At 70.9% G+C, this 20,538-nt stretch carries 15 protein-coding genes; 6 read left to right on the forward strand and 9 right to left on the reverse strand.

What is annotated here, in order from left to right:
* Nucleotides 1–133: 133 nt before the first annotated feature.
* Nucleotides 134–2,725, reverse strand: coding sequence for an aminopeptidase N (pepN, locus tag ACFPA8_RS04125; RefSeq protein ID WP_386442352.1), 2,592 nt, complete (start codon nt 2,723–2,725; stop codon nt 134–136).
* Nucleotides 2,726–3,105: 380 nt separating this feature from the next.
* On the opposite strand from pepN, the gene ACFPA8_RS04130 reads away from it, so the two are divergent.
* Nucleotides 3,106–4,848 (forward strand): TIGR03767 family metallophosphoesterase, encoded by a 1,743-nt coding sequence (locus tag ACFPA8_RS04130; protein WP_386442355.1) that lies wholly within the window; start codon nt 3,106–3,108, stop codon nt 4,846–4,848.
* Nucleotides 4,849–4,899: 51 nt separating this feature from the next.
* On the opposite strand, the gene ACFPA8_RS04135 is transcribed toward ACFPA8_RS04130, so the two are convergent.
* The gene (locus ACFPA8_RS04135) at nt 4,900–5,922 is read right to left on the reverse strand and encodes a LysR family transcriptional regulator (protein ID WP_386442358.1); all 1,023 of its coding nucleotides are present in this window, start codon (nt 5,920–5,922) and stop codon (nt 4,900–4,902) included.
* A 108-nt stretch (nt 5,923–6,030) separates the two neighbouring features.
* Between ACFPA8_RS04135 and ACFPA8_RS04140 the strand changes: the two genes are divergently transcribed.
* Together ACFPA8_RS04140 and ACFPA8_RS04145 are read left to right on the forward strand one after the other, a co-directional pair.
* Nucleotides 6,031–7,092, forward strand: coding sequence for a DMT family transporter (locus tag ACFPA8_RS04140; protein ID WP_386442361.1), 1,062 nt, complete (start codon nt 6,031–6,033; stop codon nt 7,090–7,092).
* A 9-nt stretch (nt 7,093–7,101) separates the two neighbouring features.
* The gene (locus tag ACFPA8_RS04145) at nt 7,102–8,226 is read left to right on the forward strand and encodes a serine hydrolase domain-containing protein (protein ID WP_386442364.1); all 1,125 of its coding nucleotides are present in this window, start codon (nt 7,102–7,104) and stop codon (nt 8,224–8,226) included.
* A gap of 90 nt (nt 8,227–8,316) precedes the next feature.
* On the opposite strand, the gene ACFPA8_RS04150 is transcribed toward ACFPA8_RS04145, so the two are convergent.
* The 3 genes from ACFPA8_RS04150 to ACFPA8_RS04160 all read right to left on the reverse strand — a co-directional run bounded on the left by ACFPA8_RS04150 (nt 8,317) and on the right by ACFPA8_RS04160 (nt 10,428).
* Nucleotides 8,317–8,739, reverse strand: coding sequence for an SgcJ/EcaC family oxidoreductase (locus ACFPA8_RS04150; protein ID WP_386442367.1), 423 nt, complete (start codon nt 8,737–8,739; stop codon nt 8,317–8,319).
* Between the two features lie 452 nt (nt 8,740–9,191).
* Nucleotides 9,192–9,734 carry a tellurite resistance TerB family protein gene (locus ACFPA8_RS04155; RefSeq protein WP_386442370.1) on the reverse strand — a complete coding sequence of 181 codons (543 nt, stop codon included), beginning with the start codon at nt 9,732–9,734 and terminating at the stop codon, nt 9,192–9,194.
* A 277-nt stretch (nt 9,735–10,011) separates the two neighbouring features.
* The gene (locus tag ACFPA8_RS04160; protein WP_386442373.1) at nt 10,012–10,428 is read right to left on the reverse strand and encodes an ATP-binding protein; all 417 of its coding nucleotides are present in this window, start codon (nt 10,426–10,428) and stop codon (nt 10,012–10,014) included.
* A 613-nt stretch (nt 10,429–11,041) separates the two neighbouring features.
* Between ACFPA8_RS04160 and ACFPA8_RS04165 the strand changes: the two genes are divergently transcribed.
* Entirely contained in the window at nt 11,042–11,368 is a 327-nt protein-coding gene (locus ACFPA8_RS04165; protein WP_386442376.1) for a MerR family transcriptional regulator, read from the forward strand.
* Nucleotides 11,369–12,203: 835 nt separating this feature from the next.
* Here ACFPA8_RS04165 and ACFPA8_RS04170 read toward each other — a convergent pair.
* The 3 genes from ACFPA8_RS04170 to ACFPA8_RS04180 form a co-directional block, all read right to left on the reverse strand.
* On the reverse strand, nt 12,204–13,319 hold the full coding sequence (locus tag ACFPA8_RS04170; RefSeq protein WP_386442378.1) for a hypothetical protein: 1,116 nt from the start codon (nt 13,317–13,319) through the stop codon (nt 12,204–12,206).
* Nucleotides 13,320–13,548: 229 nt separating this feature from the next.
* Nucleotides 13,549–13,785: a hypothetical protein gene (locus tag ACFPA8_RS04175; protein ID WP_386442853.1), complete on the reverse strand. Its 237-nt coding sequence runs from the start codon at nt 13,783–13,785 to the stop codon at nt 13,549–13,551.
* Between the two features lie 83 nt (nt 13,786–13,868).
* Entirely contained in the window at nt 13,869–14,177 is a 309-nt protein-coding gene (locus ACFPA8_RS04180; RefSeq protein ID WP_386442381.1) for a hypothetical protein, read from the reverse strand.
* 677 nt (nt 14,178–14,854) lie between these two features.
* Here ACFPA8_RS04180 and ACFPA8_RS04185 point away from each other — a divergent pair.
* Nucleotides 14,855–18,175 (forward strand): beta-N-acetylglucosaminidase domain-containing protein, encoded by a 3,321-nt coding sequence (locus tag ACFPA8_RS04185; RefSeq protein WP_386442836.1) that lies wholly within the window; start codon nt 14,855–14,857, stop codon nt 18,173–18,175.
* A gap of 173 nt (nt 18,176–18,348) precedes the next feature.
* Here the strand turns inward: ACFPA8_RS04185 and ACFPA8_RS04190 are convergent, their stop codons facing one another.
* Nucleotides 18,349–18,888 (reverse strand): HNH endonuclease, encoded by a 540-nt coding sequence (locus ACFPA8_RS04190; protein ID WP_045863392.1) that lies wholly within the window; start codon nt 18,886–18,888, stop codon nt 18,349–18,351.
* A gap of 379 nt (nt 18,889–19,267) precedes the next feature.
* Between ACFPA8_RS04190 and ACFPA8_RS04195 the strand changes: the two genes are divergently transcribed.
* Nucleotides 19,268–20,299 (forward strand): mechanosensitive ion channel family protein, encoded by a 1,032-nt coding sequence (locus tag ACFPA8_RS04195; RefSeq protein ID WP_386442839.1) that lies wholly within the window; start codon nt 19,268–19,270, stop codon nt 20,297–20,299.
* The last annotated feature ends 239 nt before the right edge of the window (nt 20,300–20,538 follow it).

A 20,538-nucleotide genomic window follows, 5' to 3' on the forward strand; every position in this document is an offset into this window, starting at 1 on the left:
CCAGCCGTACGTGCCCGGGAGGGCCGCCGGACATCCGGCGTCCGGCCCACGACAAGGCAAGCGGGGGCGCCGCAGTCGAACGCGGCGCCCCCGCTTGCGTGTTCAGCCCGTCAGCGGAGCCGGCCCCGCACGGTCAGCCGGTCGCGCCCGCCTCCGCGTCCGCCCGCTGCGCACGCAGCGCCCGCTCGACGCCCGCACGCGACTCGGTGACCAGCCGGCGCAGCGCCGCGCCGGGCTGCGCCCGCTCCAGCCAGGCGTCCGTCGCGTCGAGGGTCTGCTGCGAGACCTGCAGCGTCGGGTAGAGACCGACCGCGATCTGCTGGGCCATCTCGTGACTGCGCGTCTCCCAGATGTCCTTGACGGCCTCGAAGTACTTCTCGCTGTACGGGGCCAGCAGCTCCCGCTGGTCGGTCTGGAGGAAGCCGCCGATGACGGCCTCCTGCACGGCGTTGGGCAGGCCCGTCTCCGCGTCGGACGCCCCGCTGCCGACGACCGAGGCCCACGCCTCGGCCTTGGCCTCCTCGGTCGGCCGTGCTGCTCGCGCCAGCGCGGCGTGACGCTCGCCCGCCGAGGTCGCGTCACGCTCCAGTTCGGCCGCGATCTCCTTGTCCCCGGCGCGCCCGGTGGCGGCCAGCCGCTGCAGCAGCGCCCACCGCAGCTCGGTGTCGACGCTCAGGCCCTCGATGGTCTCCGTACCGTCCAGCAAGCCTGCCAGGACGTTCAGTTGGGCGTCGGTACGTGCCGTGGAGGCGAAGGCGCGCGCCCACGCGAGCTGGTGGTCGCTGCCCGGGGCCGCCGCGCGGAGCTGCTCCAGCGTCGCGTCCGACCAGCGGGTGAGCCCCTTCTCGCGCCACTGCGGGTCGGCGTAGAGGTCGAGGGCGAGCTTGACCTGCCGCTGAAGCGACTGGACGACCCCGATGTCCGACTCCTTGGTGACGCCGGAGAGGACGAGGTCGAGGTAGTCGCGGGCGGCCAGTTCGCCGTCGCGCGTCATGTCCCAGGCCGAGGCCCAGCACAGTGCCCGCGGCAGGGACTCGGTGAAGTCGCCGAGGTGCTGGGTGACGGTCGCCAGCGACTCCGGGTCGAGCCTGACCTTGGCGTAGGAGAGGTCGTCGTCGTTGAGCAGGACGACGGCGGGGCGCTTGCGGCCCGTCAGCTCCGGCACCTCGGTCAGCTCACCGTCGACGTCCAGCTCGATGCGGTCCGTGCGGACGAGCTTGCCGCCCTGCAGTTCGTAGGTGCCGATCGCGATGCGGTGCGGACGCAGCGTCGGCTCGCCGGTGGCGCCCGCGGGCAGTGCGGGGGCTTCCTGGCGGACGGCGAAGGACGTGAGGTTCCCGGCGGCGTCGGTGGCGAGTTCGGGGCGGAGCACGTTGATGCCCGCGGTCTCCAGCCATGCCTTCGACCAGGCGGCCAGGTCCCGTCCCGAGGTCTCCTCCAGGGCGGTGAGCAGGTCGCTGAGGCGGGTGTTGCCCCACTCGTGCCGCTTGAAGTACGTCTGCACGCCGCGGAAGAACTCGTCCATGCCGACGTAGGCGACCAGCTGCTTCAGTACGGAGGCGCCCTTGGCGTACGTGATGCCGTCGAAGTTGACGAGGACGTCGTCCAGGTCGCGGATCTCCGCCATGATCGGGTGCGTCGAGGGCAGTTGGTCCTGCCGGTACGCCCAGGTCTTCATCTGGTTGGCGAAGCTGGTCCAGGCGTGCGGCCAGCGCGAGCCGGGAGCGTGCGCCTGGCACGCGATGGAGGTGTAGGTGGCGAACGACTCGTTCAGCCACAGGTCGTTCCACCACTCCATGGTGACGAGGTCGCCGAACCACATGTGCGCCAGCTCGTGCAGGACCGTCTCCGCGCGGGTCTCGTACGCGGCGTCCGTGACCTTGGAGCGGAAGACGTACTGGTCGCGGATGGTGACGGCGCCCGCGTTCTCCATCGCGCCCGCGTTGAACTCCGGCACGAAGAGCTGGTCGTACTTGGCGAACGGGTAGGGGTAGTCGAACTTCTCCTGGAACCAGTCGAACCCCTGCCGGGTCACCTCGAACAGGGCCTCGGCGTCGAGGTGTTCGGCCAGCGAGGGACGGCAGTAGATGCCCAGCGGCACCGTGCGCCCGTCGCCCTCCCAGGTGCTGTGCACCGAGTGGTAGGGGCCGACGACGAGCGCCGTGATGTAGGAGGAGATGCGCGGCGTCGGCTCGAAACGCCAGGTGTCGCCGTCCGGTTCGGGGGTCGGCGAGTTGGAGATCACCGTCCAGCCCTCGGGTGCACGGACGGTGAACTGGAACGTGGCCTTCAGATCGGGCTGTTCGAAGCTCGCGAAGACGCGACGGGCATCCGGCACCTCGAACTGCGTGTAGAGGTATGCCTGTTGGTCGACCGGGTCGACGAAACGGTGCAGTCCTTCACCGGTGTTGGTGTACGCACAGTCGGCGACGACGAGCAGCTCGTTCCGGCCCTCCGCAAGGCCGGACAGGGCGATGCGCGAGTCCGCGAAGACCTCGTCCGGGTCCAGCGGACGGCCGTTCAGGGTGACCTCGTGCACTGCCGGGGCGACCAGGTCGATGAAGCTCGCCGCCGGCTCCGCGGCGTCGAAGCGGACCAGCGTACGGGAGCGGTACGTACCCCCTTCCTGCGCTCCCCTGAGATCCAGTTCGATCTCGTAGGAGTCCACGGTGAGCAGTCGTGCTCGCTCGCGAGCCTCCCCGCGTGTCAGATTCGTGCCAGGCACCTGGTGCTCTCCCCTGCTCTAGCGGTCTCAGGTTGTCGTCGTTCGGCCATCCTTCCACGCGCACGGGACGAGCGGGCGGGTGTGCCTCGTCCGCCGCGCTCGATCCGGCTGCGCGTCCGCCCGGGGAGCCCGGGAGCCGGGCCGTTTCCCCGGCAGGTGAACACCGGGTGAGCACCGGCACGCGCGGGAGCGAGCGGAGGGCGAGGGGCGGGTGGCCGCCGTCCGGTGCCGTGATCCATGAGCGGTGATCGGCGTGCAGCGTTCCGCCCTCGTTCAGCCGCAGGCAACCCCTGATGTCGAACCTCCCAGGTGAGCGGGGTCGTTCCGGACGGCAAGGCCCCGCAGACGCACGCTCGCGTCCGCATCGGGAGAGGCCCAGCATGAACCGCAGCAGCCGCACGCAGAGACTTCTGCTCGACCGCCGCACCCTCCTCACCGCCGGAGCGGCCGGGGCGGCCGCAGGGGTCGGAGCCGCTCTCGGGTTCCCCGACGGCGCGGCCGGAGCCGGACCTCCGGCGCGGCTGCGGACAGCCGAGGTATCGGCCCGTGCCCGCGCCGCCCGGGCCCGCAGCCGGGCGCCCGTCACACGTCACGCCCCTGTCGCGCCCTCCCCGGCGGGCACGACGCTCAGCTCGGTCGCCACGCCGCGGGGGCCGGCCGGCGGCTACCGGCGGCTGGGCGAAGGGCCGGGCTGGGAGCGCGTGGTGCGCACGGAGCTCGCGGACGCGGGGCGGCGGCGTACGGAGAAGCGCGAACCGCTCGCCGCCTTCGTACAGTTCACCGATCTGCACGTCGTGGACGTGCAGCATCCGCTGCGCTACGAGTATCTGCGGGCGGAGACCACGAGCGCGTGGCGTCCGCACGAGGCGCTCTCCGTCGCGGGGGCGGTCTCCCTCGTCGAGCGCGTCAACGGGCTGCGGGGCGGCCCGGCCACCGGGGAGCCGCTGTCCTTCGTGGTGACCACCGGGGACAACACCGACAACAACTCCCGGGCCGAACTGGACTGGTTCCTCACGGCGATGAGCGGCGGACGCATCACCCCCAACACCGGCGACGTCGACGCCTACGAGGGCGTGCAGGACAGCGGCGTGAAGCTGTACTGGCACCCCGAGGACGAACTCCGGGACGACGACAAGGCGTCGGGCTTCCCCCTCGTCGAGGGGTACCTGCGAGCGGCGATCCGCGAGGTCGTCAGCCCCGGGCTCGCGCTCCCCTGGTACTCCACCTCCGGCAACCACGACTCGCTGCCCGGCGGCTGCTTCGCCTCCGACGGCTTCTTCGCCGATTTCGCCGTCGGCGGGAGGAAGTTGATGGAGCTCCGCTCGGAGGCGGAGGGCGCCGCGCTGTGGAAGACCGTGGAGGAGGGCGGGGACCCGAAGGGTGAGCGCTTCAAGGAGCTGCTGCGCTCCCGGCTCGGCTCCCGTGAGATGCGCCGCGTCACCCCCGACCCGGCCCGCGCTCCCTTCGGCCGCCAGGACTGGATACGGGCGCACATGCGCCGCCGTCACGCCGGTGCCGGGCCCGTGGGGCACGGCTACACGGAGGCCTGCCTCGCCGAGGACCGGCTCTACTACACCTTCCGCGTCGCCGAGGGCGTCACCGGCATCAGCCTGGACACCACCCGGCGGGACGGCGGTTATCCCGGCAGCGTGGGAAAGGAGCAACTGCGCTGGCTGGCCGGGGAGTTGCGCGAGGCCCGCTCGGCAGGCGACTACGTGCTGCTCTTCAGCCACCACACCAGCACCACCACACCGGACGGCGGCGGGGAGCTGCTCTCCCTCCTCCACGACAATCCGCACGTCCTGGCCTGGATCAACGGTCACAGCCACAAGAACAAGATCCGGCCCCGTAACACGTTCTGGGAGATCTCGACCGCCTCCCACACGGACCACCCGCAGCTGGCCCGCACCCTGGAAGTGGCCGACAACGGGGACGGCACGCTGTCGCTGTTCACCACCCTCATCGAGTCGGCGGCGCCCGCCCGTACGGACTTCGGAGACCTCTCGCAGACCGGACTGGCCTCCCTGTACCGGGAGCTGGCGTTCAACGCCCCAGGCGCACGCCGGGAACTCTCGGGGAAGCCGACGGACCGCAACACGGAACTGCTGCTGCCGAAACCGTGAACGGGGGCCGCACCCGTCCGCCTCGCCCGTCACCGGGACCGCACCGCACCGTCACTCGTCGCCGGCGTCCCGCAGGACGGCGTCACCCCGCTCCCGCGGGACCACACGAGCGCCGGGCCTGCTCCACTCCACCTGGCTGAGTGCCTCGACGCACGCCCGTACGGCGGGGCTCACGGCCGGCTCCGGGAGGTGACCGGCTCCCGTTGCGGGAAGCGGCGAAGCCCGCTGGGTCCTGAGGCCCGGCGCCCGCCATGCCGCGAGTACCTCACGCCTCATGCGGGGCCGTACGGGCACGAAGCGGACGCCCGGTGGTGCGGGGCTCTGCCCCATCTCGGGGAACAGCGCGACAGCCAGATCGCGCGCGACGAGTGCGAGCTGCGTCGCGAACTCGGTCACCGTGTAGCGGATCTCGGGTTCGCAGCCGACCGCGCGCAGGGCCTGCACCAGAGCCTCGTACGGTTCCGTCCCTGCCGGACAGCTCGCCCACACCTGCCCGCCGAGTTCGCCGAGAGCCACGGACTCCCGCTCCGCCAGGGGATGTTCCTCCCCGACGGCGAGGTGCACGCCCTCGACCACGAGTGTGCGCGTGGCCAGTCCGGCGGGCAGCGCAAGGGGGCGGTTCGCCCAGCTCTCGACGAGGAGGAGGTCGAGGTCGCCGCGGGCCAGCAGCGGCACCATGCCGACCGCCTCCCCGTCCACCAGGGTGGGCACCAGTCGCGGGTGGGCGCGCGTCAGTTCGGCGAGGACGTCGGGGAGGAGGGCGCGCAGCGAACTTCCCACGCCGCCCAGCCGCAGCGGTCCGAGGATGTCCGCGCTCAGGTCGGCCAGGTCGGACTCGGCCGCCCCCGCCTCGGCGACGATCCGCGCGGCATGCCCCGCGAGGGTCCTGCCCGCGTGGGTGAGCCGCACGCTGCGGCCGTGGGGTTCCAGCAGCCGGTGCCCCGACTCCCGTTCCAGCTTGGCCAGTTGCTGGGAGACGCCGGAAGGCGTGATGTGCAGCGCCGCCGCGGCGCCGGCGACGGAGCCGTGTACGGCGACGGCGTGCAGGGCACGTAGCCGCTCCAGGTTCAGCACGGGTGAGACGCTACACCGCCGCGCACTCCGTTCATGAAGCGGAGCTACCGAGTACAGGCGAGGAATGGTCGCTGTTGCTTCAGCGTCGAGCACGGCAGAGTGACCTGCATGGCGAGCAGGATCACGAGCAGCGAGGACGGCTGCGGGGCCGGCACCGGCCCCGGCCGAGGTGACTCCCACCCCACCCCCGGCGAACCGGAGCAGCCGGTACGGCCGGAGCAGCGGGAGCGGCCCCGGTCGCCGCGCGCGAGGCCCGGCCCAGCGCTGATGATCGTCGCCGGCGCCGCGTGCACGTCGTCCTCGGGCATGTTCATCAAGCTGTCCGGTGTGAACGCGGGCACGGCGGCGTTCCTGCGGTGCGCACTCGCACTGGTCGTTCTGGCACCGCTGGCGTTCGCCGAGTGCCGGCGGCTCGGCCCGCGTCCATGGCGTCTGCTGCGGCTCGATCTGGCGGCGGGCGCCCTGCTGGGCGTCGACTACGTGTGCTGGGTGCACAGCATCCACGACCTCGGCGCCTCCATCGCGACGGTGCTGCTCAACGTCCAGCTCGTGGTGTTCCCGCTGCTGGCGAGGGTGCTGACCGGCATCCGCCTGGAGCGCCGGTTCTGGTTCACCGCGCCCGTACTGCTGGCCGGGGTGGCGCTGGCGAGCGGCGCGCTGGGCCGCCCCGAGCCGGGCAGCGACCCCCTGCCGGGCGTGCTCTTCGGTACGGCGGCGGGCGTCGCTTTCGCCGGATACCTCTTCCTCATACGGCTGGGCGGGGACGGCAGCAGTTCCGGCGGACGGGAAGAGTCCGCAGCACGTTCGGCAGACGGCCGGAGCCGGGACCGGCACACCGTCACGCCCGTGACCGCCGCGACACTGTCTGCCGCTGCCGCCGCCGGGGTGCTGGGCATGCTGTGGACGGGCGTCGACCTCGACCCGGGTTGGCCCGCGTGGGGCTGGCTGATCCCGATGGCACTGCTGGGTCAGGTCGTCGCATGGCTGCTGATCAATCCGGCACTGCCCCGGCTCGCTCCCGCGAGGGGTGCCACGCTGCTGCTCCTGCAGCCCGTCCTCGCCGTCCTCTTCGGGGTCGGCTTTCTCGCCGAACGCCCCACCTCCACCCAGTACGCGGGGTGCGCGCTGGTCGTCTTCGCGGTGTGGCGCTCGACTCGCACCGGTCACTAGAGTCGTCGCATGTCCGTACGCTCCACCGTCGTCGCCGTGATGGTCGGGGCCGTGACCGCGTTCGCCGTCAGCTCCTCGGCCGCGGCCGATCACGGGCACAGCGCGACGCAGGAGGCGATGGACGCCCAGGTCGCGAGGGGAGCCGCTCCAGGGGTGCTGGCGCAGGCGGAGGACGGCGGCGGCGTCTGGAACGGCGCCTCCGGAACAGCCGAACGCACCACGCTGCGCCCGCCCTTGGCAGGCGACCGGTTCCGCATCGGCAGTCTGACCAAGCCCTTCATCGCCGCGGTGGTGCTCCAGCTGGAAGCCGAGGGGAAGGTCGACCTGGACGATCCCGTCGAACGTTGGCTGCCCGGCACGCTGCGGGGCAACGGGCACGACGGCCGCCGCGTCACTCTCCGCCAACTGCTCGGCCACACGAGCGGGGTGTACGACTTCACCACCGATCCGCGCACGTACCGCGACTACATCGGTCCCGGTTTCCTGCGCAACCGCTACGAGGCCCCCGAGCCGGCCGAACAGGTGCGTACGGCCATGGCGCACCCTCCGTCCTTCGCTCCCGGCACGGGCTGGGAGTACTCCAACACCAATTACGTCCTCATCGGCATGGTCGTCGAGGAGGTCACGGGCCGGCCGTACGCGCGGGAGGTCGAGCGCCGGATCACGCGTCCGCTCGGGCTGGACGACACCTCGCTGCCAGGGGCCTCCCCGGAGATTCCGGGCCCGCACGGACGCTCCTACTCCACGCTCTCCCGCTCCGGCCCGCATCCGCCCGTGCACGACGTCACGAGGCTCGATCCCTCCCAGGCCGGCGCCGCCGGCGAAATGATCTCCTCGACCGACGATCTGATCCGCTTCATGCGTGCACTGCTGAGCGGCGACGTACTGCCGCAGCGTCAGTTGCGGGAGATGAAGTCCACCGTTTCCACCGGGGACGGCAGCCGTTACGGCCTCGGCCTGACCGTACGCCGGCTGCCCTGCGGCACCGAAGTCTGGGGCCACGAGGGCACGATCCAGGGGTCCCGTTCGGTGGCCGTGACCACCGCGGACGGCGCACACAGCGCGGCGTTCAACATCAACGGCGACTGGGCGGGCAGTACGGACGCGCTGATCGAGGCCGAGTACTGCGACTGAGGGGCTCCTCCTCGTGGCCGCGTGAGCGGTGGCAGGCGAGCGGAAGCAGGTCCGGCGCGGTGTGCGGGCGGCATTCAGGCGCGGCGCCGCTCAGCGAACCGGTGTCGTCTGGGCCAGGGCGATGCGCCAGTCGTCGCCCTGGCGGGTCACGATGTAGGTCATGGCACCGACGGAGGGCAGCCCGGAGGACTTCTCCGCCTCGGACCGTTCGTCGTGCACGGTCTTGGTGACGCTGACGATGGCGACGTCTGAGGTGGCGAACCGGATGTCGTCGACCTCCAGCGAAGTCCGGATGTCCTTGAGCGGGGAGGAGAGCGCCTCGGTCATGGCCGAGGCGAACGCCTCACGTCCGAAGAGACGGCGCCCAGCCATGTTGACGATCACCGAGTTTGCGGTGTGCAGCGCAGGCAGCACGTCCGGGTCGGTCTGCGCCGCCTGGGACCGCACGACCAACTCGCGAATCCTCTGCTGGTCGGCGTGGTTGGCGGGGTGAGTGGAGTTCGTGGTGTCCATGCGGGAAACCTAGAACTTCAACTGAAGTTGAGGTCAACTCCTCTTGCTGGCCTGACAGTTGCCAGGCGCCCTCACGGGCAGCGACTCGGGTCCTCGCCGCGCGGGTGCAGTGACAGCTACAGCAATCAGGAGACTTCTGTCGCGACCGGTCACGCGTCCGTGTGACTTGTCGCGACAGATGTCACCAGGTTCCGGCTGCGAGCAGGTGATTCCCGGAAGATCTGTTCCGGTGGTTGTCACCGTTCGGTCGAGATGGTTGTCATCGACATCGTTTGTTCGCGGCATCTGTCGCCGCGCTCGACCTCCTCCCCCGTTCCCTCGGCCGGTCAGCACCACCTTCCTGGTCGAGGTGAGGATTACCTCTGCAGCGGGTCACGTTGAGGCGCGGTGGATCTTGCGCGCTTCGGTAACCGATCGTCGATCCATACGTTTCGTGACCCGGGCCGGGAAAGTCAGAGCTGGAACTCGGCCGGAGGCACTTGCAGTGTCGTGCAGGCTTCCCGGATGATCGTCTGCTCCGCCGGGGAGAAGTCGCCGTCCGCACCCGCGATGACAATGCCGGTCTGAACCACGGCCCTTGCTTCGGCCGGCTTCTTGGCGGCCTTGGCGATCTCCTGCATCGCATCGGCCTTGCCCTGCGCGAAGTTCTGCATCAGCTGGTCCACGTGCTTGTTGAAGCGCTGCCGCAACTGCTCAGGCGGGAAGTTCTGCAGTACGTCGTTGCTGAGGATCATCGACTCGACGCGCTGCCGCTCGGCGGGGTCCACATGCCCGTCCGCGGCCGCGACCAGCGCACACATCGCCATGCTCGCGTCCCGGTAGGCGCCGCTCTTCAGTTCGGTCTTCAGGGAGCCGAGCTGCGTCTTCAGCGCGCTGACCAGCTGCGCACGTGAGCCACCTCCGGCGCCGCTACCGCTGCTTCGCCCGCCGGTTCGTCCTCCCTGGGACTGCTGCAGAGTCCTGGCCTGATCCTTGAGCCGGTCCCACATCGGCATTGAGTCACCTCGATATTCGTCTCAGTCGTCGGTTGCGAACGCCGCTCGCACGCTTACCGGACCAACGCCCGCACCCGGTTCAAAGTTCCGCAAAGTGCCCCGGTGCGGCCCTCGTTCGGCGCTCCGTCCGCCACGGCTCCGGCCAGTGATCGGCCGGGTGAGTGCTTGAGGTGGCCCAGCGCAGCGTGAGAGTTGGACTGGCCCTCCGCCGGTCGGTCATGCGTCGGGGCGCGCCGAGGTGGACAGCCGACCGACGCAGGACCCTCGGCGGCGGGGGTCATCGCTCAAGGCGGGCATGGATGGTCTTGCCCTGTCCGGGGCCGGGGGTGATGGTGACGTCGCCGGTGAGGCGGCGGATCATGTGCCATCCGAAGCCGCCGGTGCCGTCGTTGAGGTCGGGGGTGCGTTCGCGCGGGGGTGCCGGGTTGAGGTCGCTGACGGCGACCTTCACCGCGTCGGTGGTGGCGCTGATGTGGAGGGTGTAGTGGCCGCCGCCGTGGCGCAGGGCGTTGGTGGCGAGTTCGGAGACCACCAGGGCCAGGGTTTCCGCGGTCTCGGGGGCCGGGGCCGGGTTGAGACTGTCGGCGAAAGCACGGGCGACGTGGCGGGTGCGGGGGATGCCGACAGGGCTGTCGTCTTCAAGGACGACGGGGGGCCTGAGAGCTGTCGTGCTGGTTGTCGTCATGTCGTTCATGCGCTCACGCCCCTGGGTCGGTTGTGCCGCCGGGCTCAGCTCGTGCCCACTGGGCCGGTCCTCAATCCCTGACACCACTCTTCCGGGTGCATACAGGGCAGAAATCCCATCGCTTCCCATGGCAGAAAATCTGTCACGGCGAGAGTAGACATGGTTGTGTGCGGGGGGTTAACGTCTTCCCCGTAGCCAAGAGGTCGAAGAGGGCACGGCAGAGATGAACTGCCGTGCAAGCAGGTCAGAAAGCTGCGGAACGGCAGTGGAGTGGCGGGGCCGGAAAGGGTGGGTCCCTTCACTGACTGCCGGGCCGAGCGGCCCCAGGGGCCGCATGCAACACCCGCGATATCCAGCAGTACAACCGAGTAACCGAACGAGGTAAGGAGCAGACGCCATCAGGATCGCCCGGGCGAAGCGAAACACCGCTCGGGTACCGCAGACCCCGGATTGGAAGGTGGTCCCCGGTCACGCAGCCGCGATCCCCGCACTTCCGCCCTCCGAGGCGGACCAGCGGAACAAGAAGGCCGGCGCAGTCAGCCGGTAGATGGTGTTGAAAGCTCGGGGCCCGGGTGCCAGTACGGCACCCGGGCCCCCCGACGCGCCCCGAAAGAAGAGGTCTATGCCCCCTCGCACTTCCCACCCCGTCGACAAGTTCGACGACGACGACTACCCCGCCTACACCATGGGCCGGGCCGCCGACATGCTCGGCACCACCCCCGCCTTCCTCCGCGCTCTCGGCGAGAACCGACTGATCACCCCGCCGCGCTCCGCAGGCGGCCACCGCCGCTACTCGCGCTACCAACTACGCATCGCCGCCCGCGCCCGAGAACTCGTCGACGCCGGCACCCCCATCGAAGCCGCCTGCCGCATCATCATCCTCGAAGACCAACTCGAAGAAGCCCAGCGCATCAACGAAGAACTGCGCACCCGCGACGCCACCTCGTAACGGCGTTCCGCGACCGACCCGCCGGGCTGACCCTGGTGCGGGCACGATCTGACCCCGCCACGACAGGCACCTCCCGGGGGCGACGGGCACCAGGCGCGTCCGCAGCACCGAGGTTCACCAGGCCTTGCATCGCCGGCCAGCTCGCCACGCCCCAACGCATGGCCAACCGGCGGACTGGTGCAACTCCCACGCTCAGCCGGACCACCTGAAGCACTCACGGGCCAGGTCGAACGCTCAGTCACATCAGCGTCAGGCGCCGCCGCCACGGTGACAGCTACGGCGATCAGGGGACATCTGTCGCGACCGGTCACAGTCCGCGTGGGGGCACCGAGGCCGAGCAGTCTATGATTCGTACTTGTGTTCTATTGGGATTGCCCGACTCACCGTCCCGCATCGGCGCCCGAGGCCGAGAGCCTTCGCGGCGTGGAGTCCACCCGCGCGCACAAGGAGGCGTTTCCGTCCGGATACGAGCCGGCCGTCTGGGTCTGGGACGGGGCCGGTTGGTGCCCGGCGACCGTGCTCGCGAGGTACTGGCGGCCCGGCCACCGCACGCGACTCCAGGTGCGTGTGCACAGCGGAAGCGCGGCGGGTCTGCGGGTGTACGCGGCGCGCCAGCCCGGCCTCCTCCCCGCACATCCCGGCCCCCGCGCACTGCGCTTGACCGGAGCGGGCAGACCGCCGGCACAGGCCCGGGCGGTCACGTCCGCAGCAAGATGACGAGGGCGACACCCTCATGTCGCCGCAGCACCGGGGGCGGCGCGACAGCGCTGCTCGCGCCGCGGTCCGGCACGCGAGGCATCGGCGGACTCAGCGGACTCAGCAGGCATCAGCAGGCTCAGCGGGGCAACACCCTCACATACTCGGCCGGTTCACGTTCGACGGCGGTCATCAGGGCCGTACGGACGATCGCCGCCTGCTGCTCCAGGGACGCCCGCAGTTTCGCCGGGGTGACATGCACGACCGTGATGCCGAGACCTTCCAGTGCCTCCCGTTTGCGGGCGTACTCGCACCACCTGGCGTCCTCGTCCTGCCGGGGTACGCGGGTGTCCAGCTCGACGGCCACGGCCTGTTCCGGCCAGTAGGCGTCGACGCCGCCGAGATGCGTACCGCCGGGGAGGCGCAGGTCGACGTTCCAGCAGGGCTCGGGGAGCCGGTACCGGAAGACCATGTCGTACAGCAGCCCCTCCGCGAGCGCGCGGCCCTCCGCCAGCAAGGTGTCGACCGCGTCGACCACATGCGGACGGCCGAGCAGCCGGGCCTGCGTCAGCTCCCGCACGATCGCGGTCGCCTCGCAGTGACCTCCGCGTACCGCTTCGACGAGCAGCCGCCGCACGACTCCCGCGTCCGTCAACTGCGCGACGGTGTCGGCGAGAGCACGCACCACCGGCGCAACCGGCAAGCCGGTGATCTCGACGGGTTCGGGCAACTGCTGTCCGCGTACGACGTGTACGCAACCGGTGGAGCGCAGGCGCCGGACGCGGGGGACGAGCACGTCGATCCGGTCGAGCGCGCGCAGCGACGGTGCGCCCGTGAAGCCGTGCAGAGTCAGAGCGGCCAGCCCTGTGATCATCGCGTCCGCTGTCTGCGCGGCGGTCGCACAGTGGCCGGCGGCAGGCACCGGCACGACAACCGGCGGGCCGGATACGGAAGATGGACCGGGACGGGCGGCGCCGCGGGACAACGCCCCGTGCTGCGCCGGGATCTGCGGCGAGTCGCCACCGGCGTACAGCAGCACCGCGTGCAGTCGTTCGTCACTGGTCGGCGGGCCGGGGTGGAGCAGGCACACACCGGGGAGCAGCAGTTGCCAGGGGCCGCCGGGCCGGCAGCGCTCGTTGACGACGGCGGCCGAGACACCGTGTTCGCGCAGCGCGCGCAGGGTCATGACCCTGCGCTGGGCGGCTTCGGTGAGGTGGCTGAGAGGGCGAGGGGAGAGCGGGGTGTTGTGCGTCATGCCGGGGCGATTCCCACCTCTGCACCGCCATCCAACCTCTGTTACGAGGCCGTCGACAAAGCCGGACAACTCTGCCCTAAAGTACGCACGTTCGAGTGCCGATCACAGTGCCCACCCGGCTTCCGGCCCTGTACGGCAGACCGGCATTCGGCGTGGACGGCGCAACGGGCGGCACCCGGACCCGGGAGTCGGCGAGGCGCGGGTCGCCTCACGTCCCGCCGGCGCCGCTTCAGCTGTGCTTCTTGCTCCCCCTGGAGCCCACCATCACCAGTCCCGCGATCAGCAGGTAGAGAACGATGGGGGCGGCGACGAACAGGCCGAGGGTCTCCACGACGCTCAGTCCGGGGCCCGGCTGTTCACCGTCGTCACGGCCCGCGGCGAAGGCGGGGGACGACAGCAGCAGCATCAGCGTCGCACCGGCGGCGACAGTGCCGGTGCGCAGAGTGTTCTTCTTGACCTCGCTCACCCGGTCAACATAACCGACGGCTGACAGCACCGCTCCGCCGGGTCGGCCGGGGCCGGTGCTGTCGGGCCGGCAGACGACCGCCGTCAGATCCCGGAGTTGTCCGTGCCGAATCCGGTGCCGGTGGGCTCGCTCGTCAGCGGCAGCTCGGCGAGCGGCGGTTCGCTGGTGAGGGGGGCGACGTCCGCCAGAGGCGGTTCGGAGGTGAGCGGCGCCTCGAAGCAGCCGCATGAGCACGAGCCGTCCAGTCCGGAATCGGGGTCGGACACTCCGGACAGGTCTACCGGCTCGTGCCCCTGTTTGGAGAGTGCCTGCTGCTTCGAGAGCACCTGTTTGGTGAGCACCTGTTTCGGAAGCGGGGTCAGCACTGCGAGGAGTTCAGCGGACGCGGCCACGGCGGGCCTCCGTTCGTTGACGTCGGATGGTCAGAAATTGGCCCTACCCAGTCGAGCCGTGCGCAGACGTGCCCGGGGGCGGAACGTGGCGGAGGTCACTCTCCCGTGACAGGCGATTTGCCCGTACGGACCGCCATGAGGCGAAGGGACACCTGGTCAGCAGGGTGTGTCGCACAAAATTTTACAGGTCCCCCTCTGACGTTCACCACTCGACGCCTTGCGGAGTGGGCCTTCTCTCGTTCCACCACAAGGGCGCGAACGCGCCAGCTCACCGTGCGTGCGCAGGAGATGACGCGGGAGACGACACCGGGGCGGCGGCACGGAGCGACGGTGCGGTCACTGTCCGCGCGCTCGCCGGGAAGTACGAAGGCGGCCAGGCCCGCGTACGACTGTCGCGGAACCGGCACCGCAGCGGTATGCGTCCAGCGGGGGTGGGACGTCAACCAATCGCAGTACGGCCTCACTTCGGGCACTTCGCGTTGACACGCCGAGCGCGACGGTGATGGGCTCTCCTTCCGAAGTGTGCCCCGCGGACCGCTTGTTCAGCTCCGGTGAGCGATGTGACGGTGAAACGACCGGACGAGCGAGGAGTAGGCGCGGCCGGCTCTCGGATGTGACGGACGAACGTGACGGACCTGAGACGCGCGGCGAGGGACTGCGGCGTCGGGGAGGAAGTGGTGGGCGCAGCGGCGCACGGAGACAGAGCACGGCGCAGGGCGGGCGCGACGGCGCTCACCGCAGCCGTCGTCGGGGGACTGCTCGGTCTGCCCTCGGCGCAGGCCGCTCCGCCGCCCGGCGCGGACGGAGCCCCCTCGAAGAGTGCCGACGATGCCGGGGAGGCGCAGGACGGCGCACCGTCCGTGTGGCCGCGTCCGCAGTCGCTGGAGCAGCGCGGCTCGTTCGTTCCCGTCGGACGCGACGTGACGATCGTCTCGGACGACAGGACCGACGACGCCGCCCTCGACGCCCTGCGCAGCACTCTGCAGGAGGCGGGCGCACGAACGGTGAACGAGGTACGTCCCGGACAGCCGCTGCCCGGACGCGGCCTGGTCGTACGTGCGGACAGTGCCTCGGCCGCAGCGGCGCTGCGGGAGATGAAGGCGCCGCCACGGGGCGACCTGCCGCGCGGCGGATACCGGCTGGCAGTCGGGCGGGCGGACGGGCGCGACACCGTGGCGCTCGAAGGCACCGACGGTCCCGGCCTCTTCCATGCGGTGCAGACGCTGCGGCAGTTGACGATGCGCGCCGAGCGCGAGGGCCGCGACGGCGCGTCGGAGCAGAAGGGGGAGCCCCGGAAGGGAAGCCTCGGATTCGCGGGCGTGACCGTACGGGACTGGCCGGCATCCGCGGTCCGCGGCATCACGGAGGGCTTCTACGGCAAGTCGTGGTCGCACGAGGAGCGTCTGGAACAGCTGGACTTCCTCGGCCGTACCAAGCAGAACCGCTATCTCTACGCATCCACCGAGGACCCGTACCGGCAGGCGGCGCACTGGCGTGACCCCTACCCGGCCGCGCAGCGCGAGGAATTCCGCGACCTGGCGAAGCGTGCGCAGAGCAACCACGTGACACTGGGCTGGGCCGTCTCACCGGGGCAGGGCCTGTGCTTCTCCTCGGCGGAGGACCGCAGGAAGCTGCTGCGCAAGCTGGACTCGATGCGGGCGCTGGGCTTCGGCGCGTTCCAGCTGAGCTTCGAGGACGTCAGCTACAGCGAGTGGCACTGCGACGAGGACGCCCAGAAGTACGGCTCGGGGCCGGAGGCCGCCGCGCGGGCGCAGGCCGAACTGGCCAACGAGGTCGCCCGTCACCTGTCCGAACGGCACCCCGGGGTGGCCCCGCTGTCCGTCATGCCGACGGAGTTCTACCAGGACGGCGCCACCGCGTACCGCACGGCGCTGGCCGGGAAGCTCTCCCCCGGTGTCGAGGTGGCGTGGACGGGTGTCGGAGTGGTGCCCCGCACGATCACCGGCCGTGAACTGACCACGGCACGCTCGGCGTTCGACCAGCATCCGCTCGTCACCATGGACAACTACCCCGTCAACGACTACGCGAAGGACCGTCTCTTCCTCGGTCCCTACCGCGGCAGGGAACCCGCCGTCGCCGCGGGTTCGGCGGCACTGCTGACGACTGCGATGAAGCAGCCGACCGCTTCCCGCATCCCGCTCTTCACCGCCGCGGACTACGCGTGGAACGCGAAGGGCTACCGCCCGCAGGAGTCCTGGCAGGCGGCCGTCGACGATGTGGCGGACGCCGGCGGGTCCACGGCGGACGGCCGCGGCGACGCGGCCCGCGATGCCGTGCACGCGCTCGCCGGCAACGACGCCTCTTCGGTGCTCGGCGGCGAGGAGTCAGCGTATCTCCGGCCGCTGCTCGCGGAATTCTGGGACGCCTACGAATCGGACGCCCGCAAGAGCAAGAAGGACGGCAAGCGACTTCAGCGCGCCGCCGCGCAGCTCCGCGACTCCTTCCGCACGATGCGCACCGCGCGCGAGCGCGTACCCGGGTCGCTGGCGCGCGAAGTGCCCGCCTGGCTGGACGAACTGGCCAGGCACGGCGAGGCGGGCGAGCAGGCCGTCGCGATGCTGACCGCACAGGCACGTGGCGACGGCGGGGCCGCGTGGGACGCGCGGCTGGCGCTGAAGAAGCTGATGGCCGACGGCGAGGAAGCCTCGGCGGTGGTCGGCAAGGGCGTGCTCGAGGACTTCGAGAAGCGGGCCCTGAAGACCTCCGACAGCTGGACGGGCGTACGGCAGAAGGCGTTCGGCGACCACACGGCACAGGGCGGTCCCACGGCACGCCCCGGCTCCCCGGCGGATGCCGCTGTCGACGGCGACCCGGACACCGCGTACCGGGCAGAAGCAGCTCCCGCCACCGGGTACTTCGCACCGGGCCCCCAGGCCCCTGGAGCGTCACTGCCGGGCGGACTCCACCAGAGTGTTCCCCCCGGGACGTCCGACGGTCCCGGGGCACCGTCGGACAACGGTCCCGGAGGTGACAGGAACGGCGGTCCCTCCGGCACTCCGGCGCTGACCGTGCAGCTGCCCGAGCGCAGGCCGCTGGAGGCCGTCACCGTGCAGACGGGGCCGGGCTCCGGCACCCGCGCCCGCGTGGAAGTGCACGTACCGGGCAAGGGCTGGCGCTATCTCGGGCCGCTCTCCAGCAGCGGCTGGACACAGGCGGAGGCCGACGGTCTGCGGGCGGACGCACTGCGTCTCGCCTGGTCGGAAGGCTCCGACGAGCCGGTCGTGCACGAGATCACCCCCTGGTACGCCGACAGTCCGGACGCGTCGCTCTCCCTGGCCAAGGACGAGATCTACGCACCCATCGGCGGCGGCAAGGGCGAGGCCACCGCCGAACTGCGCGCACTGAGCCCGTCCGACGTACGCGGCCGGGTCACCGCCAAGGCCCCCGACGGTTTCACCGTCCGCATCCCGGACCGCACAGTCGTACCGCGGGGTGGCGCGGCCGAGGTACCCGTGGAGATCGAGGCCGACGAGTCGGTCGAGCCCGGCAGCTACAGGATCCCGGTCACCTTCGGGGACGAGCGGCGCACTCTCACCGTGCGGGCCTTCCCCCGCACGGGAGGCCCCGATCTGGCGCGCGGCGCCGAGGCCGCGTCGTCCGGGGACGAGACGTCCGACTTCCCGGCCTCCGCCGCCAACGACGGCCGCAAGGACACGCGTTGGTCCTCGCCGGCCGAGGACGGCGAATGGCTGCAGCTGAAGCTGCGGGAGCCCACGCGGCTGGGCGAGGTGGTGCTGCACTGGCAGGACGCCCATGCCGAGCGCTACCGCGTGCAGGTCTCACCGGACGGCAAGCGGTGGCGTACCGCGGCGACCGTGCGGGACGGACGAGGGGGACGGGAGTCGGTCCGCATGGACGCGCCCGGGGACACCCGGTACGTGCGCGTGCAGGGAGACAAGCGGGCGACCCGCTTCGGCTACTCGCTCTGGAGCATCGAGGCGTACGCCGTGCAGGAGGAGGGTTCGCGGGACGACTGAAGCGCCCGCGGCCCGGGGCGCGGGGCCCGGAGCCGGCCGTGCACCGTGAGCGCCTGCCGGGCGCTGCGGCACGGCGGATGCCCCCGCACTGGACGGACAGTCCGGGGACCCCGCTGGTACGACCGGCAACCATCGCAACGACCGACAACGCCCGGCAACAACAAGGCCCGGTCTCAGGCAGTCGCTCTGCCTTCGATCCGGGCGAGGGCGTCGTCCGCGCCGTACGGCTGTAGGTACGGCATCCAGCGCGGATCACGATGACCCGTGCCGATGATCCGCCAGGCCAGTCCCGATGGCGGCGCAGGCTGATGCCGCAGCCTCCAGCCGATCTCGGCGACATGACGGTCCGCTTTGACGTGATTGCAGCGGCGGCAGGCCGCCACGACGTTCTCCCAGGTGTGCTGTCCACCGCGGCTTCGCGGAATGACGTGGTCGACGCTGGTTGCGACTCCACCGCAGTACGCGCACCGGCCGCCGTCACGGGCGAAGAGCGCCCGGCGGGTGAGCGGGACCGCACCGCGAAAGGGGACCCGCACGAAACGCTTCAGCCGTACGACGCTCGGTGCGGGTATCACACGGGTTGCGCTGTGCATCAGGGCGCCGGACTCCTCGATGCTGACTGCCTTGTCGTTCAGCACGAGGATGAGCGCGCGACGTAGCGGTACGACGCCCAGCGGCTCGTACGACGCGTTGAGGACCAGGACATGCGGCACGGTGCCTCCTTGTACGTCTGCGGCGCGTGGCTCGCGCCGGGACGATCTGTTCTCAGTGTGTCCCGTGCCCTGGCCGATCCGCCACCACGACCAGGTAACGCACTGAGCGTGTTTTCAACCACACCTCTCACCTCTCCAGGAATTCCCCGTCCCTCCCGCGAACAGTCACGATGGTGGAATGCGCGTCACGGGAGGGGTGGGTCCGCGGCCGGAAAAAGCCCCTGCCGAACCGGGCCGCGAGTTGTGAACGTCCTGCGCCGTTAGTGTGGTTGGCGCGCCCGCGAGTCTGTGGCGGCGAGCGAAGTGACCCTGCACGGAAGGTTCTGCTGTGTCCCGGCTGATCGGCTCCGCCCCGTCGTTCTCACTCCGCACGGCCCCGATGGACGGTGGGAGCGGAGGCACGCCGGACGCCCCCGCCTCCCTGGAGGAGGCCCAGAACTCCGCCCTCGACGTCGCCGGATGGATCGGGGAGAACTGGACGTCGTGGCTCGCGGCGGGTCTGCGCATCCTGCTCATCGCGGTCATCGCGGTCACGCTCCGCTACGTCATACGGCGCTCCATCAGCAGACTCATCAAGCGCGTCAACCGCAGGGCCGAAGCCGCGGACAGCGCCAACGCGCTGCGCGGCCTGCTGGTGAGCGGCGAGCGACGGAGACAGCGTTCCCAGGCGATCGGTTCCGTGCTGCGCAGCATCGCCTCCTTCGTGATCATCGGCACCGCGCTGCTGATGGTGCTCTCCGACCTCGGCATCAACCTGGCCCCGTTGCTGGCCAGCGCCGGTGTGGCGGGTGTCGCCCTCGGTTTCGGCGCGCGGGACGTCGTCACGGACCTGCTCGCCGGGATCTTCATGCTGTTGGAGGATCAGTACGGCGTCGGTGACCGCGTCGACGTCGGGGAGGTCTCCGGCACGGTCCTGGAGATCGGGCTGCGGGTGACGCAGTTGCGCGGCGACGGGGGCGAGATCTGGTACATCCGGAACGGCGAGATCAAGCGGGTCGGCAACCTCAGTCAGGGCTGGGCCACCGCCGCCGTGGACGTGCAGGTGCGCGCCGGGGAGGACCTCGACGAGGTGCGCTCGGCCATCGTCTGCGCAGGTGAGGAGCTGGGGCAGAGCGAGCCCTGGAACGAGCTGCTGTGGGAGCCCGTCGAAGTGCTCGGCCTGGACTCCGTGACGCTCGACTCGATGGTCATCCGGGTGTCGGCCAAGACCATGCCGGGCAAGGCGCTCGGGGTGGAGCGGGAGCTGCGCTGGCGGATCAAGCGGGCGCTGGACCGCAGGGGCATCGAGAGCGTGGACGAGGAGTCGCTGGCGCTGGAGGCGGCGCGGGCGGAGGCAGCTGCGGACGCCGCGTTCGGCGGGGAGAGCAAGGAGGGCGGCGACCGCGTGCCGCTGCAGAAGGCCGGGAAGTAGTCGACGGGGCGCGGGACGCGGGGCGAGCCGCAACAACAGGACGCCTCACGAGCAGGCGACCGCCCCAGGGTGACCGCCGGCGTCCTCTGCTCCCGTCGCCCCCTTGGATCATCGCCCCCTTGGTTCATCGCCCGGTGCATTGCCCAGTGCATTGACGCGGTCGAATGCGGGGCCCTACTGTCCCCGGAATAGGAAAGACTCCTAACAGTGCCCTGTTCCGGTGCCTGCGTGCCCGGCGT

It is taken from the genome of Streptomyces ovatisporus (assembly GCF_042653885.1).
In the GTDB taxonomy this organism is placed as follows: Bacteria; Actinomycetota; Actinomycetes; order Streptomycetales; family Streptomycetaceae; genus Streptomyces; species Streptomyces ovatisporus.

Bases quoted from the DNA above. Each gene is read 5' to 3' on its own strand.
- ACFPA8_RS04130 (WP_386442355.1), top strand. From the start codon at position 3,106: ATGAACCGCAGCAGCCGCACGCAGAGACTTCTGCTCGACCGCCGCACC.
- ACFPA8_RS04140 (WP_386442361.1), top strand. From the start codon at position 6,031: ATGGCGAGCAGGATCACGAGCAGCGAGGACGGCTGCGGGGCCGGCACC.
- ACFPA8_RS04145 (WP_386442364.1), top strand. From the start codon at position 7,102: ATGTCCGTACGCTCCACCGTCGTCGCCGTGATGGTCGGGGCCGTGACC.
- ACFPA8_RS04150 (WP_386442367.1), bottom strand. From the start codon at position 8,739: ATGGACACCACGAACTCCACTCACCCCGCCAACCACGCCGACCAGCAG.
- ACFPA8_RS04155 (WP_386442370.1), bottom strand. From the start codon at position 9,734: ATGCCGATGTGGGACCGGCTCAAGGATCAGGCCAGGACTCTGCAGCAG.
- ACFPA8_RS04160 (WP_386442373.1), bottom strand. From the start codon at position 10,428: ATGAACGACATGACGACAACCAGCACGACAGCTCTCAGGCCCCCCGTC.
- ACFPA8_RS04165 (WP_386442376.1), top strand. From the start codon at position 11,042: ATGCCCCCTCGCACTTCCCACCCCGTCGACAAGTTCGACGACGACGAC.
- ACFPA8_RS04170 (WP_386442378.1), bottom strand. From the start codon at position 13,319: ATGACGCACAACACCCCGCTCTCCCCTCGCCCTCTCAGCCACCTCACC.
- ACFPA8_RS04195 (WP_386442839.1), top strand. From the start codon at position 19,268: ATGGACGGTGGGAGCGGAGGCACGCCGGACGCCCCCGCCTCCCTGGAG.